18 protein-coding genes are annotated in these 14876 nt (G+C 66.5%); 8 read left to right on the top strand and 10 right to left on the bottom strand.

What is annotated here, in order from left to right; all coding sequences use genetic code 11:
* Positions 1–45 precede the first annotated feature (45 nt).
* The 6 genes from ACU18_RS08425 to ACU18_RS08400 form a co-directional block, all read right to left on the bottom strand.
* A complete protein-coding gene (locus tag ACU18_RS08425; RefSeq protein WP_050685095.1) occupies positions 46–882 on the bottom strand; it encodes an alpha/beta fold hydrolase in 837 nt (278 codons plus the stop codon).
* Positions 883–1029: 147 nt separating this feature from the next.
* Positions 1030–2205: a fatty acid desaturase family protein gene (locus tag ACU18_RS08420; RefSeq protein ID WP_050685094.1), complete on the bottom strand. Its 1176-nt coding sequence runs from the start codon at positions 2203–2205 to the stop codon at positions 1030–1032.
* Between the two features lie 13 nt (positions 2206–2218).
* Complete coding sequence (locus ACU18_RS08415) at positions 2219–3316, bottom strand: ferredoxin reductase (RefSeq protein WP_050685093.1); 1098 nt, start codon at positions 3314–3316, stop codon at positions 2219–2221.
* A 219-nt stretch (positions 3317–3535) separates the two neighbouring features.
* Positions 3536–4819, bottom strand: a complete 1284-nt coding sequence (locus ACU18_RS08410; protein WP_082178247.1) for an MFS transporter — start codon at positions 4817–4819, stop codon at positions 3536–3538.
* A complete protein-coding gene (locus ACU18_RS08405) occupies positions 4816–5406 on the bottom strand; it encodes a Chromate resistance protein ChrB (protein WP_231686034.1) in 591 nt (196 codons plus the stop codon). Before ACU18_RS08405 ends, ACU18_RS08410 begins: the two co-directional genes overlap by 4 nt.
* Before the next feature lie 71 nt (positions 5407–5477).
* A complete protein-coding gene (locus ACU18_RS08400; RefSeq protein WP_050685150.1) occupies positions 5478–6509 on the bottom strand; it encodes an LLM class flavin-dependent oxidoreductase in 1032 nt (343 codons plus the stop codon).
* Between the two features lie 120 nt (positions 6510–6629).
* On the opposite strand from ACU18_RS08400, the gene ACU18_RS08395 reads away from it, so the two are divergent.
* The 4 genes from ACU18_RS08395 (at position 6630) to ACU18_RS08380 (ending at position 9066) form a co-directional block, all read left to right on the top strand.
* A complete protein-coding gene (locus tag ACU18_RS08395; RefSeq protein ID WP_050685149.1) occupies positions 6630–6962 on the top strand; it encodes a YnfA family protein in 333 nt (110 codons plus the stop codon).
* 49 nt (positions 6963–7011) lie between these two features.
* Positions 7012–8208 carry an L-2-hydroxyglutarate oxidase gene (lhgO, locus tag ACU18_RS08390; RefSeq protein WP_050685091.1) on the top strand — a complete coding sequence of 399 codons (1197 nt, stop codon included), beginning with the start codon at positions 7012–7014 and terminating at the stop codon, positions 8206–8208.
* Positions 8208–8648, top strand: a complete 441-nt coding sequence (locus ACU18_RS08385) for a YidH family protein (RefSeq protein ID WP_050685090.1) — start codon at positions 8208–8210, stop codon at positions 8646–8648. Before lhgO ends, ACU18_RS08385 begins: the two co-directional genes overlap by 1 nt.
* Before the next feature lie 124 nt (positions 8649–8772).
* Positions 8773–9066 carry a DUF202 domain-containing protein gene (locus ACU18_RS08380; RefSeq protein ID WP_050685148.1) on the top strand — a complete coding sequence of 98 codons (294 nt, stop codon included), beginning with the start codon at positions 8773–8775 and terminating at the stop codon, positions 9064–9066.
* A 63-nt stretch (positions 9067–9129) separates the two neighbouring features.
* On the opposite strand, the gene ACU18_RS08375 is transcribed toward ACU18_RS08380, so the two are convergent.
* A complete protein-coding gene (locus ACU18_RS08375) occupies positions 9130–9528 on the bottom strand; it encodes a DUF3592 domain-containing protein (protein WP_050685089.1) in 399 nt (132 codons plus the stop codon).
* 80 nt (positions 9529–9608) lie between these two features.
* Between ACU18_RS08375 and ACU18_RS08370 the strand changes: the two genes are divergently transcribed.
* Positions 9609–9845: a DUF2630 family protein gene (locus ACU18_RS08370; protein WP_050685088.1), complete on the top strand. Its 237-nt coding sequence runs from the start codon at positions 9609–9611 to the stop codon at positions 9843–9845.
* Positions 9846–9879: 34 nt separating this feature from the next.
* On the opposite strand, the gene ACU18_RS08365 is transcribed toward ACU18_RS08370, so the two are convergent.
* Positions 9880–10566: a DUF2848 domain-containing protein gene (locus tag ACU18_RS08365; RefSeq protein WP_050685087.1), complete on the bottom strand. Its 687-nt coding sequence runs from the start codon at positions 10564–10566 to the stop codon at positions 9880–9882.
* A gap of 176 nt (positions 10567–10742) precedes the next feature.
* Between ACU18_RS08365 and ACU18_RS08360 the strand changes: the two genes are divergently transcribed.
* Positions 10743–12098, top strand: a complete 1356-nt coding sequence (locus tag ACU18_RS08360) for an MFS transporter (RefSeq protein ID WP_050685147.1) — start codon at positions 10743–10745, stop codon at positions 12096–12098.
* Between the two features lie 14 nt (positions 12099–12112).
* On the opposite strand, the gene ACU18_RS08355 is transcribed toward ACU18_RS08360, so the two are convergent.
* Positions 12113–12769: a GntR family transcriptional regulator gene (locus ACU18_RS08355; protein WP_050685086.1), complete on the bottom strand. Its 657-nt coding sequence runs from the start codon at positions 12767–12769 to the stop codon at positions 12113–12115.
* 31 nt (positions 12770–12800) lie between these two features.
* Between ACU18_RS08355 and ACU18_RS08350 the strand changes: the two genes are divergently transcribed.
* Positions 12801–13595, top strand: a complete 795-nt coding sequence (locus ACU18_RS08350; RefSeq protein ID WP_050685085.1) for a carbon-nitrogen hydrolase family protein — start codon at positions 12801–12803, stop codon at positions 13593–13595.
* Between the two features lie 72 nt (positions 13596–13667).
* On the opposite strand, the gene ACU18_RS08345 is transcribed toward ACU18_RS08350, so the two are convergent.
* Positions 13668–14159: a MarR family winged helix-turn-helix transcriptional regulator gene (locus ACU18_RS08345; protein ID WP_050685084.1), complete on the bottom strand. Its 492-nt coding sequence runs from the start codon at positions 14157–14159 to the stop codon at positions 13668–13670.
* Positions 14160–14221: 62 nt separating this feature from the next.
* On the opposite strand from ACU18_RS08345, the gene ACU18_RS08340 reads away from it, so the two are divergent.
* Positions 14222–14590, top strand: a complete 369-nt coding sequence (locus ACU18_RS08340) for a VOC family protein (RefSeq protein WP_050685083.1) — start codon at positions 14222–14224, stop codon at positions 14588–14590.
* Positions 14591–14876: the final 286 nt, after the last annotated feature.

The raw sequence follows: 14876 nt of genomic DNA, 5'->3' as shown, positions 1-14876 counted from the left end.
GTGGCAGCGGACTTCCGCTGCCACCCGTTTCAGTGCGTTAAGGGCCTACTTGGCCAGGAACCCGAGCAGGGCCTCGTTCACCTCTGCCGCGTGCGTCCACAGCAGGCCGTGCGGGGCACCTTCGATTTCCACGTAGTCGGCGCTGGGCAGGGCCTTCGCGAACAGGCGTCCGGTGGAGTCGATGGGCAGGATGTTGTCTGCGGTGCCGTGCACAATCAGGGCCGGGACGTCGATTTTGGGAATGTCGGCCCGGAAGTCGGTCAGCCACGTGGGCTGGGCCGCCACGGACGCGGTGGCGCTGGCGCCGGCAGCAAGGTTCCAGCCGGCGTCGATGACTTCCTGGCTGAGCCGGGGCGTGCCCAGGAACGTGTCGGCGTTGTAGAAGTTCTTGAAGAATTCCGTGAAGAAGGCGTACCTGTCTACGGTGACGGCTTCCTTGAGACCATCGAAGACTTCCTGCGGAACACCGCCGGGGTTGTCATCGGTTTGCAGCAGGTACGGTTCCAGGGAACCCAGGAACGCCGCCTTGGCCACGCGGGCCGAGCCGTAGGTGCCCAGGTAGCGGCCCACCTCCCCGGTGCCCATGGAGAAGCCCACCAGGACAACATCACTGAGGTCCAGGCTGGTCAGGAGGGTGTTGAGGTCCGCGGCGAAGGTGTCATAGTCGTAGCCTTCGGTGGGTTTGCTGGACTTGCCGAAGCCGCGGCGGTCGTAGGTGATGACGCGGTAGCCTGCGGCCAGCAGGGCAGCCGTCTGCTTCTCCCACGAGGAGCCGTCCAGCGGGTAGCCGTGGATCAGGACCACGGGCTGTCCCGCGCCGTGGTCCTCGTAGTACAACTCGATGTCGGTGCTGTTCTCGGTGCCAACTTTGATAAGTGCCATGGGCAGTCCTTTCGGGAGGGACGGCGGTCACCGGTCCTCCGGTACCCGCAGTTTCCACTCTAGGACGGTTGCGCGGCCGGTTTCACTGAACCGGCAGAAACAAAAGCACCCCCGGCGTGATCCGCCGGGGGTGCTTTCGAAAAGGGGTTACGCCTGGGCAGTGGCCGGCTTGCCCGGAAGGGCCAGCTTGAAGACCTTGGCCCAGGAGGAGCCAACCTGCTTCAGCAGCGGGCCGGTGGTGTACTTCAGGCCGTAGCGCTGGCAGATCTCGCGGACCCGGGGAGCCACTTCGGCGTACCTGTTGGAGGGCAGGTCCGGGAAGAGGTGGTGCTCGATCTGGTGGGACAGGTTGCCGGTCATCAGGTGCATGAACTTTGAACCTGAGATGTTGGCGGAGCCGATCATCTGGCGGACGTACCAGTCACCCCGGGTTTCGCCTTCCACCATTTCCTCGGTGAAGGTGTCGGTGCCTTCGGGGAAGTGGCCGCAGAAGATGACCGCATGCGCCCAGACGTTGCGGACCGCATTGGCAGTGATGGTGCCCAACAGTGCCTGCTTGGCGGAGCCGGTGAGCATGGCCACTGCCGGGGTGGCGGCGTAGTCCTTGGTGAACTGCGTGATGACCTTTTTGCCCAGGGCCTTGAGGTCCTTGTTCAGCGCTTCCTTGGACTTGAGCCCCGCCTTGTACTCGGTCAGCTCAAGGTCATAGACGGCGATGCCCCATTCGAAGATGGGGGCCAGGATGGCGTTGAACAACGGGTTGGCCAGGTTGATCGGCTTCCACGGCTGGTTCTCATCCATACGCAGGAGGTTGTATCCGACGTCGTTGTCCTTGCCCACCACGTTGGTCCAGCGGTGGTGGAGGTCGTTGTGGGTGTGCTGCCACGAGCGTGAGGGGGTAACGAAGTCCCACTCCCAGGTGGTGGAGTGGATGTCCGGGTCCCGCATCCAGTCCCACTGGCCGTGCAGGATGTTGTGGCCCAGTTCCATGTTTTCCAGGATCTTGGCCAGGCTCAGCAGCGTGGTTCCGGTGACCCACGCTGCCTTGTTTTTGCTGACCAGGAGCGCGGCGCGGCCGGAAATCTCCAGGCCACGCTGGATTTTGATCATGCGGCGGATGTAGGCGGCGTCGGCGGCGCCCCGCTTGCCCAGGATCTCGTCGCGGATGGCGTCCAGCTCGCGGCCCAGCTCGGCCACCTGCTCGTCGCTGAGGTGGGCAGCGGCGGGTGGCCGGACGGTGGGGCTGCCGGATTCCGCCAACTTCCCGGGGCGCGTTCGCGGGCTCTCGGTGGGAGTGGCTTTGGTGGGTGAAATTACAGACATACCTTGATGCTCCTCAGAGTTCGAGGTTGACGGGTCCGGCGGCTGCCGAGACACACGTTTGGATAAGTTGGCCGGGCTCGCCATGGACCTCGCCGGTGCGGAGGTCCCGGACCTGTCCGGCCAGGAGGGGGGTCAGGCAGCTGTGGCAGATGCCCATCCGGCAGCCGCTGGGCATCAGCACCCCTGCGTCCTCGCCGATGTCCAGGATGGGGGTATCGCCGTCAGCTTCCACTTCCCGGTCCGAGGCTTCGAAGGTGACCAGGCCGCCGTCGAATCCCACGCCGCCGGCGAAGGTGGTGTTGAAGCGTTCGATCATGAGGTTGCCGGCGCTGCCGGCCACTGCCACGTCCGTGCCGGGCGCCGCGGTGGTCAGCAGCGCGCGCTTCCAGAGGTCCTCGGCGTCGTCCAGGAAGCTGTCCGGGCCGCAGGCATACGCTGCGCGTTCCTTCCAGTCCGGGCAGATCTCGTCCAGCTGGGAGGTGCTGGTCAGGTCCATGCGGCCCTGCTCGCCGGTGAACCAGTGCGCCAGCCGGAAGTTGGGGAACTGGTCCGCAAGTTCGGCGAGTTCCTCGCGGAACAGGCTGTCTCCCGGCGTACGCGCTGAATGAACCAGCACAACGTCGGCATCCGGACGCCGCGGCACAAGGGTCCGGATCATGGACATCACCGGAGTGATGCCGCTTCCCGCGGTGACCATCAGGAGGGGACGCGGGTGCTCGGGGAGGACGAAGTCGCCCTGCGGCGGCGCCAGGAAGAGGACGTCGCCGGGCCGGGTGGTGCGCACCAGGGTGCCCGATACTGCTCCGACGTCCGTGACGGTGATGGCAGGATCTTTGCCGGCTGCGGCGCTGAGGGAATAGGAGCGCCAGTGGCGGACGCCGTCGAGTTCCACTCCGATGCGGGCCCACTGGCCTGCCAGGTGCGACTGCCAGCCGCGGCCGGGGCGGAAGAAGATGGTGGCGGACTGGGCGGTCTCCTGGACCACCCTTGTCACAACGCCACGGAGTTGCCGGGCAGAGAAGACAGGGTTGAAGAGGGCAAGGATGTCCTCGGGGGCCAGCGGTGTGGTGATCACCGAGGCCGCCTGCGCGAGTTGTCGTAGCCGGATCATGCGTTAAATCCTAGAGCGGCGCGAGCCATATTTCTCTCATTCCGTCATATGACCGTTCCGCAGTCACGCTGTTGGGGCGCTAAGCCCCCAAGCCGCACTTTAAGAGTAACGGCTGGGGCAGCCCAATGGTTCCGCGGGGGGAGTTTCTGGCGGCAGGAACGGCCGGTCCTGCCGGGTTTTACTTTTTGCTGATCCGTCCGGGGCCTGCGTCACTGCAGTTCAGGTGCGTTTCCGCGAATTCCGGAGGGTAACTGAAGAGGAGTCAGCTTTAGTCGTTTCGGCCGCCATCCTGGCTGTACCGGTGAGGCGCAACGCAACGAAGCAGGTGGCAGCGGCCGCGGCAAGCAGTGCCGCCAGGAAGCCGAGTCCGGCCGCGATACCGGCGATGGTCGCGATGCCGCCGACGATCAGCGGGCCTGCTGCGTCGCCCAGTTCCCGGCCCAGTTCGGCCGTGCCCATGGTCCGGCCCATCCGTTCGTGCGGAGTGTTCGCTGCAAGATGGGCGAAGCCCAGGGGCGTGGCGACGCCGATGCCCAGTCCGATGAGCGCTGCGGCGGGGTACAGCGTGAAAGGCTGTGGTGCAAGGGCGAGGATGATGATTCCCATGGCGATCAAAGCCAGCGCAGCCGCCATGCCGGTCCGGGGAACAATCCGCCCTTCATCACGGAAACGGCCGATGACGGGTTGGGTGAGCGTCGATGAGAGCGCCAGGACGGCAACGGCACCCATGCTGACGGGGACGGGCAGGTCCATGGAGTTGCCAAGCAGGGGCAGGAAGCCGACGGCGACCCCCAAAGCGCCCGTGGCTCCCGCCAGGACCATTGTGGGTACCAGGAATCCGCGGTCCGTGCTCTGGCGAAGGAGATCAGCCAGGGTGTAGCGCGGACGCGGCAGCGGCGGAAGTCCGGGCAGGGCGGCAAGGGTCCAGATGGCTGTCGCTGCCGAGCACACGGCGAGTGTGATGAACAGTGCGGGGAAGCCGCCGGCCCAGATCAGCCCTGCGCCAAGGAGCGGGCCAAGGACGTATCCCATTCCCTTCCAGGAACCGTAGCGGCCAAAGTAGCGTCCGGCCGCAGCGGGACCTGCAAGCCTGGCGACGGCGGCGGAGGACGCGGGCGAGAATGCGGACGCTGCCGCGCCCTGGCCAAGGCGGGCGAGGGCCAGCAGTGCGGGACCGGTGGCAAAAGCGCCGATGAGTGACGCGGCGCTGAAGGCGATGAGGCCGCCCACGATCACCGGTTTGACGCCGATCCTGTCGCTCAGCGAGCCGAAGACTGGTTTCAAAAAGACCTCTGCGACGTCATAGAGGGCCAGAAGAATACCGAAGGTCAGCAGGCTCAGGCCGATGTTTCCCCCCTCCACGCCCAATCCCGCGGCTATGCTGTGGGCCCCGAACGCGGTGGTGAACCCGGCTCCATAAAGGGGCGCGAGGACCCGCAACGACGGGTGTTCCTGCCCGGCGCCGGGCTGGGTGTCCGCCGCCGCGTTTCGCCGCCGGCTCATCCCGCTGCCTCTTTTTCTGAGGTCCCGGCCACGTCCTGGTCCTCAGCGGTGGCGTGGACCGTTTTATAGACCCGGTCAGCGAAGCCGTCGAGGAGGTTGCTGCATGCCCGCAACTTTTGCTCGGCGTCCTGGGCTTCGGAGAGCTCCAACACGTCCCGCTTCTTGAGTTCGCGGTACCAGCGGCGCAAACGGTCCAGGCTTTGCTCTTCCTCTTCGAGCTCGGCGAAGGTGAATTTTTCCTTCTCGATCTCTTTGGCGATCTCCTGCCCGAACTTAAAGCAGTCGCCGATGAATTCAGCCCACTCCTCGGCGCGGGCGGCGCGGAACAGGGTTCTGAACAGGTCAGCCGACGAAAGATCCCTGGGCGAGACCGTCACGACGGCGAACGTGCCGTTGCCCTGGCCGCAGAGGTCCCTGGCCCGCTCGATACCGGCTTCAAACACCGGGACCGCAGGCAACGTCCACAGTCCGGGCGATACAGGCACCGCTCCCGTTTTGCGCAGCTGCCGCCACACAGACACCCGGTGCTTGGACGGCTGCGCCGGAATCTGCACCATCAACAGCAGCCAGTCAGGATCATTAGTCACATAGGAAAGTGTAACTGCTGTTACAAACTGGTTATGGATCGACTTGCATCGGCGGGCGCCGGGACAGCATCTCAGGCGCGCCCGGGCTGCCATCCCAGGGACGGGGCGATATGCCGGGCGATGTTTCCCAGAAGTTTTGCGTTGAAGTCCACACCCAGCTGGTTGGGGACCGTCAACAGGAGCAGGTCAGCGGCCTGGACGGCGGAGTCGGCGGCGAGTTCGCGTGCCAAGGCGTCCGGTTCACCCACATAGCTTTTACCGAACCGCGCCGTCAGCCCGTCAATGACGCCCACCTGGTCCCGGCCTTCACGCAGCGCGCTGCCGGCAAAGTAGCGGGCGTCTTCGGCGTCCACAATGGGCAGGATGCTGCGGCTCACCGACACCTGGGGCGTGAAGGAATGCCCGGCGGCGGCCCAGGCGTCCCGGAACAACCGGATCTGTTCAGCCTGCAACTCGTGGAAGGGCACGCCGGTGTCCTCGGTGAGCAGGGTGGAGCTCATCAGGTTCATGCCCTGCTCGGCAGCGCGCACGGCTGACTTGCGGGAGCCTGCGCCCCACCAGATCCGCTCGCCGAGTCCGGGCGACTGCGGTTGGACGGGGAGCAGCCCGGTGGTGGCGGCAAATCTGGGATCGGCGTTGGCCACGCCTGCCCCGCTGATGGCCGATCGGAAGAGGTCGGTGTGCTGGTGGGCCATGTCTTCATCGGTCTCCCCCGCCTGCGGGCGGTAGCCAAAGGCCGCAGCGCCGTTGAGGGCCGGCTCAGGTGAACCACGGCTGATGCCCAGCTGCAGCCGGTTCCTGCTGATGAGGTCCGTGGCGGCAGCTTCCTCCGCCATGTACAGCGGATTCTCGTAGCGCATGTCAATCACGCCGGTGCCGATGGCGATCCGGCTGGTGCGGGCGGCGATGGCGGCCAGCAGGGGAAACGGCGAGGACTGCTGCCGGGCGAAGTGGTGGACCCGGAAGAAGGCGCCGTCCACGCCCAGTTCCTCCGCGGCCACGGCCAGGTCGATGCCCTGCAGCAGCATGTCGCCGGCACTCCGGGTCTGGCTGCCCTGGCCGGGGCCCCAATGGCCGAAGGAAAGGAATCCGATTCGTTGCATATCTGCAGCAACCGGGAACACCCTCCCCGCATTCCCGGCGCCGCTGGTTCGGGCACCCCCGTCCCGCCAGGACGGAGCTGGCATGATGGCCGGGTGGACACAACAAATGACGCCGCTGCCATGGCAAAAACGGCGTTGCTGTTCCTGCTGGCTGCGGTCGCGGAAATCGGCGGGGCCTGGCTGGTGTGGCAGGCGGTGCGCGAAGGCAGGGACTGGTGGTGGGCCGGGCTGGGCGTTATCGCGCTGGGCATTTACGGCTTTGTGGCCACCCTTCAGCCGGATGCCAACTTCGGCCGGATCCTTGCAGCTTACGGCGGGGTATTTGTGGCCGGGTCGCTGGCCTGGGGCATGGCCTTTGACGGCTTCCGTCCGGACCGGTGGGACATCATCGGGTCCATTATTTGCCTAGTGGGTGTCGCGGTAATCATGTTTGCCCCGCGCAGCGGGGCCTGAGTCAACCACAGGAGCGCTAGGCTCAAACCTGAAACGGAGAGGCGGCCCAGTGACCCGGACGGACTACTGCATCATTGGCGGCGGCATCGTGGGCCTGGCCACCGCGTACCAGCTCCTTCGCCTGCAGCCGGATGCCTCGCTGGTGCTGCTCGAAGCGGCACCGGAACTGGCCTCCCACCAGACCGGCCACAACAGCGGGGTGATCCATTCCGGCATCTATTACGCCCCGGACAGCCTCAAGGCCCGGTTCAGCATGGCCGGCGCGCAGCAGACCAAGGAGTTCTGCCGGGAGCACGGCATCGACTACGCGGAACCGGGCAAACTGCTGGTGGCAACCTCGGAACTGGAACTGGCCCGACTGGGCCAGCTGGAGGACCGCGCCGCCATCCACGGCCTGCCCTGCGAGCGCATCGACGCCTCGGAACTGGCCCGCCGGGAGCCGAACATCACCGGGCTGGGGGCGCTGTTCCTCCCGGACACCGGAATTGTGGACTACCGCGCCGTAGCCCAAAAACTCGCGGAGCTGGTGGTAGCGGCCGGCGGGCAGGTGGTCACCGGCGCACCAGTGACCTCCATCCGGGAAGATCCGGATCTGGTGCATGTAGGCACGGCGACGGCGGACTACACCTGCCGCCGGCTGGTGGCCTGCGCCGGGCTGCAGTCCGACCGGATGGCGGAGCTGGCGGGGATGGACATCGATGTCCAGATCATCCCGTTCCGGGGCGAGTACTTTGCGCTTCCGGCTGCCATGTCCGGGTATGTCCGGCACCTGATCTATCCGGTGCCGGACCCTGCCCTGCCGTTCCTGGGGGTCCACCTGACGCCCACGGTGGCCGGCACCATAACGGTGGGGCCCAACGCGGTGCTGGGCATGGCGCGGGAGGGCTACCCCAAGTTCTCGGTGAACGTCCGGGACGTTGCCCGCTACGCGCGGTTCCCGGGGTTCTGGAAGGTGGCCCGGAACCACGCGGGGACCGCCGTCCGTGAGGTCCGCAACTCCTTGTTCAAAGCCAGTTACCTCCAGGAATGCCGGAAGTACGCTCCCGGGTTGCGCGCAGCCGACCTGCTGCCGTTTGAGGCCGGCATCAGGGCACAGGCTGTCCGCCGGGACGGCACCCTGATCCATGATTTCCTTCTTGCTGAAACGGAGCGGATGATCCACGTGCTGAACGCGCCCTCGCCTGCGGCCACTGCCGCCCTTCCCATCGGTGCCCACCTGGCCGGCAAGGCGGTGCTGGCAGCGTGATGGACAACAGGGACACGTCCGCGGCGCCGGATCCCGGCGGGCGGCCGGGGGCACAACCCGCGCCGACAGCACATCCACCGCGCGGCAGGATGGCGGAACGGCTGCTTCCCGGCGGCGAGGAGCCGGACCCCCGGTTCACCCTGGCCAACGAACGGACGTTCCTGGCCTGGATCCGGACCTCCCTGGCGCTCCTGGCCGGCGGCATCGCAATCGAGGCCTTCACCGAGGATCTTTTTGTGGTTCCGGTCCGCAAAGGCCTGGCCATGATCCTGCTGCTGATGGGAATCCTGCTCAGCGCCGGGTCAGCAGTGCGGTGGCTCCGGGTGGAGCGGAGCATGCGGAACAAAGCACCCCTGCCTTTGCCCCTGGTGGTGCCGCTGCTGGCGGGGGCAGGCGCCCTGGCAGCCGCCGTTGTCCTGGCCTTTGTCCTCTGGCGCTGACGCCATGTCATCGTTGGGAGGCACAGCACCCGGCCATAACGGGTCAGGCCACAGCACTTCAGGCCACAATGGTTCAAGCCATAACGGGTCAGGCCCTAACAGTTCAGGCCACGGCGACCCCGGCCTGCAACCTGAGCGGACCACCCTTGCCTGGGGCCGGACCGTGCTTGCCCTGGTGAGCGTCAGCGCCATTTTCCTGCGCTGGCTGCCGCAGCACGGGTTGCCCATCCTGCTGATGTTTGCCGTGTCCGCCGCCGCGGCGGCGGCCATTTATCTCACCCAGCGGCGCCGGTACGGCGCCTTTTCCCGCGGCCTGGTCCGGGAGCGGGTGGACGCTGACGCCGCAGCGGTGCTGTGGACGGCAGCTGCCGGCGTGGCGCTGGGCGGCCTGGGCGTCGGCGTGGTGCTGGCCGGTTAGCCTGCGGAGATAACTGCCGGGCCGCCGTCGTACTCCTGGTTCTGGACTGCTGGCTGGTTACTGCTAAAACATGGGCAGGACAAAGCCCGCCAGCAGGGCCACCGCACCGATGGCGGTCAGGCAGCGCCCCAGGACCAGGGCGGTCCGCGCCGGTTCCTCCGGCACGGTGACCTGCCACTGCGTGGGCCGTTTGGGGTGGTAGTAGATGGGCAGGGTGTCGCCGATGGCCAGGTCCTTGATGTCATGCGGGGACATGGGCGCATGGTGGACCTGGTACTTCCGGTCGAACCAGCGGAAACCCACGCCGGTGCTGTCCGAATACACCACAGCCTCGGCCACCACCCAGGGATGCACAAAGCGGCGCAGGATCCCGGTATAGAAGAGCAGGCCCAGCCCCACGGGCAGGCACAACCAGGTCAGCATTTCCAGGATTGGACCTGCCATATCAAGCACAGTGGGCATGCTGTTGATGGTACAGGGGCTGGCGGGTGGCGCCCGGACTCCGTACGCTGGGCAGGACCGGCCAAACGATAGGGGAAACCGTGAACGACCAGGATCTTTTGGCGAAAATCCAGGCGCTGGTGGAGGAGGAGCATGCCCTCCGGGACGACACCGGCACCGGCCACACCCCGGACAAGGCGCGGCTCCGCCAGGTTGCCGAAAGCCTGGACCAGTGCTGGGACCTGCTGCGGCAGCGCCGGGCCAAGGCGGAGTCGGGCGAGAACCCGAACGACGCCGAGACCCGGCCCGTGAGCGAAGTTGAGGGCTACAAGCAGTAGCCTTCGCCGCATCCCACCGGAACCCCGGGCCGGGTCAGCCGATCGGTTCCGCCATTTCCGCCACCACGTACTGGGCGTCGACTGCCAGCCCGGTGACCGGGTCCGCCAGCTCCACCTTCCAGCTGCGGGCAAACTGGTCCACCCCCGCGGTCATGGCCACCGTGCCTGAGATCAGCACGGTGCCCGGCTTGTTCAGGCCACGCTCCGCAAGGACTTCGAGCCAGTAGTCAGGTGTCAGGAGCGCCGCCAGTGAACTGTCCTGGATCAGCGTGTCCGGGGTATCCCCTGCCCCCACCCAGCCCTTGAGCGTGATCTGGTCCAGGTGCGGCCGGACGTCGTCCAGCCACCACGCCTTCCGGCCCAGGACATCAGGGCTGGCGTTTTTGCTCCAGGCAACGCCGTGGACTTCCAGCGCCCTGTCGGTGTGGTCGCACGCCACTGTCAGCAGCACGCCGTCCGCCGTAATGACCAGCGCCCATTCCGCTTCGCCCGAGGTCCTGGCGTGCTGGACCTGGACTTCGGCAACCTGCTGTGCCAGGTACGGCGAAACCGGGTAGAGCGCCGGCGTGGTGCTGGGACCCGGGACCCCAAGTTCCGCCAGTTCGGCGATGTGCGCCTGGACCTCGTCCTGCTCCCTGCCCGCGTAGCCCGCGTTTAGGAGGTTCGTGACCTGGACGTCCGTGGTGCTGCCATCGGGAAGTTCGAAGCTGAGAAGCGTCATGGTTGATCAGTCCTTTTCGGTGCTGCGGGCGGAAAATTAACACATCGGAAACCGTAAACAGTCGCCAATGTACATCCAGTATGCGTAATGTATACATTTAACGCCAGCGTGACAGGCGTCACTTCCAAAAATCACTGTGGAGGCACTCCTTGACCAACTACCCCGCTCCGGGCACCATGCCGCACCCCAAGCCCGTCCACCCCAAAGGCCTGTACAAGGCCTTCGCCGCCAGCCTGACCGGCACCGCGCTCGAATGGTACGACTTCGCCGTTTACTCGGCAGCTGCAGCAGTTGTTTTCCCCCTCGTTTTCTTCCCCTCCTCGGACCCCCTTACCGGAACCATCCTGGCTTTCTCCACCTATGCGGTGGGCTATGTTTCCCGGCCCGTGGGCGGCATCATCTTTGGCCGGCTCGGGGACCGGATCGGGCGCAAGAAGGTCCTGGTCACCACGCTGATGATCATCGGGGTGGCCACCGTCCTGATCGGCGTCCTGCCCGGTTATGACAGCATCGGCATCACGGCGCCCATCATCCTGGTCCTGCTGCGCTTCGCCCAGGGTGTGGGTGTGGGCGGCGAATGGGGCGGCGCCGTCCTGCTCTCCAGCGAATACGGCGACCCGCACCGCCGCGGCTTTTGGGCCTCGGCAGCACAGGTGGGCCCGCCCGCCGGCAACCTGCTGGCCAACGGCGCCCTGGCCATCCTGACCCTGGCCCTCACCGAGGAGCAGTTCATCAGCTTCGGCTGGCGCATCGCCTTCCTGGTCTCCGCCGTCCTGGTGGGCTTCGGCCTCTGGATCCGGCTCAAGCTGGAAGACACTCCCATTTTCAAAGCCATCGAGGCGCACGGCGAACAGCCCAGCGCCCCGGTCCGCGAAGTGTTCAGCAAGGAACTCCGCCCGCTGATCGCCGCCATCCTGAGCCGCGTGGGTCCGGACGTCCTCTACGCACTCTTCACCGTGTTCACCCTGACCTACGGCATCCAAACGCTCGGCTACGAGCGCAACCAGGTACTCACCGCCGTCCTTATCGGTTCGGCCTTCCAGCTGTTCATGATTCCCTTGGCGGGCGCCGTGTCTGACAGGTTCAACCGCCGCGCCGTCTACGGTGTGGCCGCGATCCTCGGAGCGGTGTGGACGTTTGTCTTCTTCGGCATCCTGGGCGGCGACAACCAGCCGATGCTTATTGTCGGCATCGTCCTGGGCTTGATGGCCCACTCCTTTATGTACGGCCCGCAGGCGGCGTTCATCGTGGAGCAGTTCTCGCCCCGCCTCCGGTCCACCGGCAGCTCGCTGGCGTACACGTTCGCCGGTGTGATCGGCGGCGCCATCGCCCCGCTGATGTTCACGCTGCTGCTGTCCCAGTTCGGCAGCTGGATCCCCGTCGCAATCTATGTCGCCGTCGCGGGCGCCGTCACCGTGGTGGGACTGGCGCTGGGCCGGGACTCAAACACCGTGGAGGATGAGGACTACCGGTTGCTGCTCGAAGGCACCGGAACCGCGGACCGGGCGGCCGGCGTCGGCGAATCCCGCTGAGTCCGATCCAACCGTCAGGAGCGGAGCAGGAGGTCCCGCGTCACCGCAAGGTGATGGTCGATCGACTCCTGCGCCAGCCCGGCGTCGCCGGCCACCAGGGCATCAAGGATGTCCTGGTGTTCGGCGCACACCGCCTGGCGGCGGCCGCCCGTGCGGAACAAGGCGGCCACGCCCACCAGGATCTGGCGCACATGGAGTTTGCTGTAGGTCCGGGAAATGAGTTCGTTGCCCGCGGCGTCGATCAGCTGCTGATGGAAGAGCGTGTCCAGCCGGATGAATTCGCGGGCGTCGGCCGCCTGGCCGTTTTCGGGGACCCGGGCCTGCAGGTCAAGGGTTTCCTGCATCAGCTGCTGCGGAACGCACTGCTCGGCGATCACCAGGCGGGCCGCGTGGCTCTCCAGGACGCCGCGCAGTTCCATCAGCTCGGAAATCTCCCGGCCGGTGACGGGCGGAACATAGGCGCCCCGCTGCGGGATGAGTTCCACCAGGCCGTCGGAGACCAGGAGCAGCAGCGCTTCGCGGACGGGGGTGCGGGAGACGCCGATCTCGGCAGCGAGCTCCTGCTCATTGAGGAAGCGGCCCTGGAGCTCGGGGTCGGTCAGCACGTATTCGCGCAGATGCGCGTAGGCCTTTTCCCGCCCCGACGCGGCCAAACCCGACACTTTTCCCATACATTATGTATACAACAGATTGGAGCCATCCATGCGCCTTGCAGTCGCACAGATCATCACCGGTAAGAGCACCGCCGCCAACCTCGACCTGATCCGGGACTACGCCACCCAAGCCAAGGCGGCCGGCGCGGAACTGGTGGTTTTCCCGGAAGCAGCCATGCGGGCTTTCGGGCACTCCCTGACAGACATCGCCGAACCCGTGGACGGACCCTGGGCACAAAGCGTGCGGAACCTGGCGCAGGAACTGGACATCGCCATTGTCGCCGGAATGTTCACCCCCGGAAAGGACGGCAAGGTCCGCAACACGCTCCTGGTGGCCGGGCCGGGCCTGGCCGCCGCCTACGACAAGGTGCACCTTTTCGACGCCTTCGGGTTTGCGGAATCCAACACGGTGGACGCCGGCGAAACCCCTGTGACCTTCGAGCTCAACGGCACCACGTTCGGCCTGGCCACCTGCTACGACGTCCGCTTCCCCGCCCTGTTCACAGCCAACGCCAAGGCAGGCGCGCAGGTCAACATCGTGTGCGCGTCCTGGGGAGCCGGCGAGGGCAAGGCCGAACAGTGGGACCTGCTGGTGCGGGCCCGTGCGCTGGACAGCACCACGTTTGTGGTGGCGTGCGGCCAGGGCGATCCCGAGACCACCGGCGCCGGTCCCGCCGGTTCCGCGCCCACGGGCATCGGCCACAGTGCCGTCATCAGCCCCCTGGGCTCCGCACTCGCAACACTCGGCGGGGAGCCGGGCCTCGCCGTGGTGGACATCGATCCCGCAACCGTGGCCGGCGTGCGGGAAAAGCTCCCCGTCCTCGCCAACGCCCGGACGTTCTGACTCCACTTTTGGATTCACGACGGCGGCTGCGCACCCTGGTGCGCGGCCGCCGTCGGGCGTTCCCCGCCTCTGTTACTGCCCCAGCCCGCTGTCTCCAGCCTCAGCGCCGTCGTTGCCATCGGCACCATCGCCGACCAGCGACCGGATCATGCTCCGCAGGATCCTGGCAGCACCCGCCTGGTCTTCCGGCGTTACGCCGGCCAGCATCCTGACCTCGACCGCCCTGACAGCCTGGCTAGCCTGCTCACGGCGCTTCCTGCCAAGCGGAGTGAGCTGGGTGGGCAGGACCTTCCCCACCCGGGCCGCCGCCGGCCGGGCCACCTGACCGTCCCGCTCCAGGGCCTGCAGCAGCACGTTCATCGACTGCCGCGTCACAAACGCCCCGCGGGCCAGTTCCGAGTTGGACAGGCCGGGCCGCTGCGCCAGCAGTTCCAGGCACGAATAGTGCGTCACCGTCATGCCGAGCGGGCGCAGCTCCGCCTCCATGGCAAAACGAAGGGCACTGGACGCCTCCTTCAGCAGGAATCCCAACGATGTTTCCAGCTCGATCCCATCTTGACTCATGTCAGTATTCTGACATATGTTAATCGATGTCAGATAACTGACACACGAGAAAGCAGCAATCCATGCCCGTCACCGGCCCAGATTTCATCTCCCTCCAAGCCCGCAATCTTGACGCGTCCCAGGCGTTCTATGAGAAGTACCTGGGCCTCGTCCGGTCACCGGCGGGCCCTCCCCACGCCGTCGTTTTCCAAACGGCCCCAATCGCTTTCGCACTCCGGGACCTCGTTCCCGGCACCGACCTGGCGTCCGTCCCCCACCCCGGCATCGGCGCGGCAATCTGGCTGCACGCCACGGACGTCCAGGCCATCCATGACGCCCTCGCCGCCGACGGCCATCCCATCACCTCGGCGCCCATTGACGGCCCCTTCGGGCGCACGTTCACTTTCGCCGACCCCGACGGCTACCGGATCACCCTCCACGACCAGGCGTAGGACGTGAGGCGCCGTTCATGCCGGGGAAACGTTGGGCATTCTGGCGGCCGACGCCGGCGCCTCACCTGCTGCGGCCAGGCCCACCCCTGATCCCGGGGCCTTCGCCCGCCCCGGCCAGGATTCGGGGACCGCTTGGTCGGGGCGCGTTAACGCGCACGAAACATTCCCGACATGCGAACTTCACAACGGGGCGCTTTGTGTAACACAGGCGCAACTTTGCGGGGCACTGTTCGAAACACGCAGCGCCAAAAATGGACGACGGGGGAAATGCACGGGGCCACGCAGC

The sequence above is a fragment of the Arthrobacter sp. ZBG10 genome, from assembly GCF_001238605.1.
Lineage (GTDB): Bacteria > Actinomycetota > Actinomycetes > Actinomycetales > Micrococcaceae > Arthrobacter.
The sequence above is the reverse complement of the archived record's forward strand: the minus strand, read 5'-3'. Positions and strand labels throughout refer to the sequence as shown.

Excerpts from the sequence above, each read along its gene's own strand:
- ACU18_RS08425 (WP_050685095.1), bottom strand. The coding sequence starts at position 882 with ATGGCACTTATCAAAGTTGGCACCGAGAACAGCACCGACATCGAGTTG.
- ACU18_RS08420 (WP_050685094.1), bottom strand. The coding sequence starts at position 2,205 with ATGTCTGTAATTTCACCCACCAAAGCCACTCCCACCGAGAGCCCGCGA.
- ACU18_RS08415 (WP_050685093.1), bottom strand. The coding sequence starts at position 3,316 with ATGATCCGGCTACGACAACTCGCGCAGGCGGCCTCGGTGATCACCACA.
- ACU18_RS08410 (WP_082178247.1), bottom strand. The coding sequence starts at position 4,819 with ATGAGCCGGCGGCGAAACGCGGCGGCGGACACCCAGCCCGGCGCCGGG.
- ACU18_RS08400 (WP_050685150.1), bottom strand. The coding sequence starts at position 6,509 with ATGCAACGAATCGGATTCCTTTCCTTCGGCCATTGGGGCCCCGGCCAG.
- ACU18_RS08395 (WP_050685149.1), top strand. The coding sequence starts at position 6,630 with ATGGCAAAAACGGCGTTGCTGTTCCTGCTGGCTGCGGTCGCGGAAATC.
- ACU18_RS08385 (WP_050685090.1), top strand. The coding sequence starts at position 8,208 with ATGGACAACAGGGACACGTCCGCGGCGCCGGATCCCGGCGGGCGGCCG.
- ACU18_RS08375 (WP_050685089.1), bottom strand. The coding sequence starts at position 9,528 with ATGCCCACTGTGCTTGATATGGCAGGTCCAATCCTGGAAATGCTGACC.
- ACU18_RS08365 (WP_050685087.1), bottom strand. The coding sequence starts at position 10,566 with ATGACGCTTCTCAGCTTCGAACTTCCCGATGGCAGCACCACGGACGTC.
- ACU18_RS08360 (WP_050685147.1), top strand. The coding sequence starts at position 10,743 with ATGCCGCACCCCAAGCCCGTCCACCCCAAAGGCCTGTACAAGGCCTTC.
- ACU18_RS08355 (WP_050685086.1), bottom strand. The coding sequence starts at position 12,769 with ATGGGAAAAGTGTCGGGTTTGGCCGCGTCGGGGCGGGAAAAGGCCTAC.
- ACU18_RS08350 (WP_050685085.1), top strand. The coding sequence starts at position 12,801 with ATGCGCCTTGCAGTCGCACAGATCATCACCGGTAAGAGCACCGCCGCC.
- ACU18_RS08345 (WP_050685084.1), bottom strand. The coding sequence starts at position 14,159 with ATGAGTCAAGATGGGATCGAGCTGGAAACATCGTTGGGATTCCTGCTG.
- ACU18_RS08340 (WP_050685083.1), top strand. The coding sequence starts at position 14,222 with ATGCCCGTCACCGGCCCAGATTTCATCTCCCTCCAAGCCCGCAATCTT.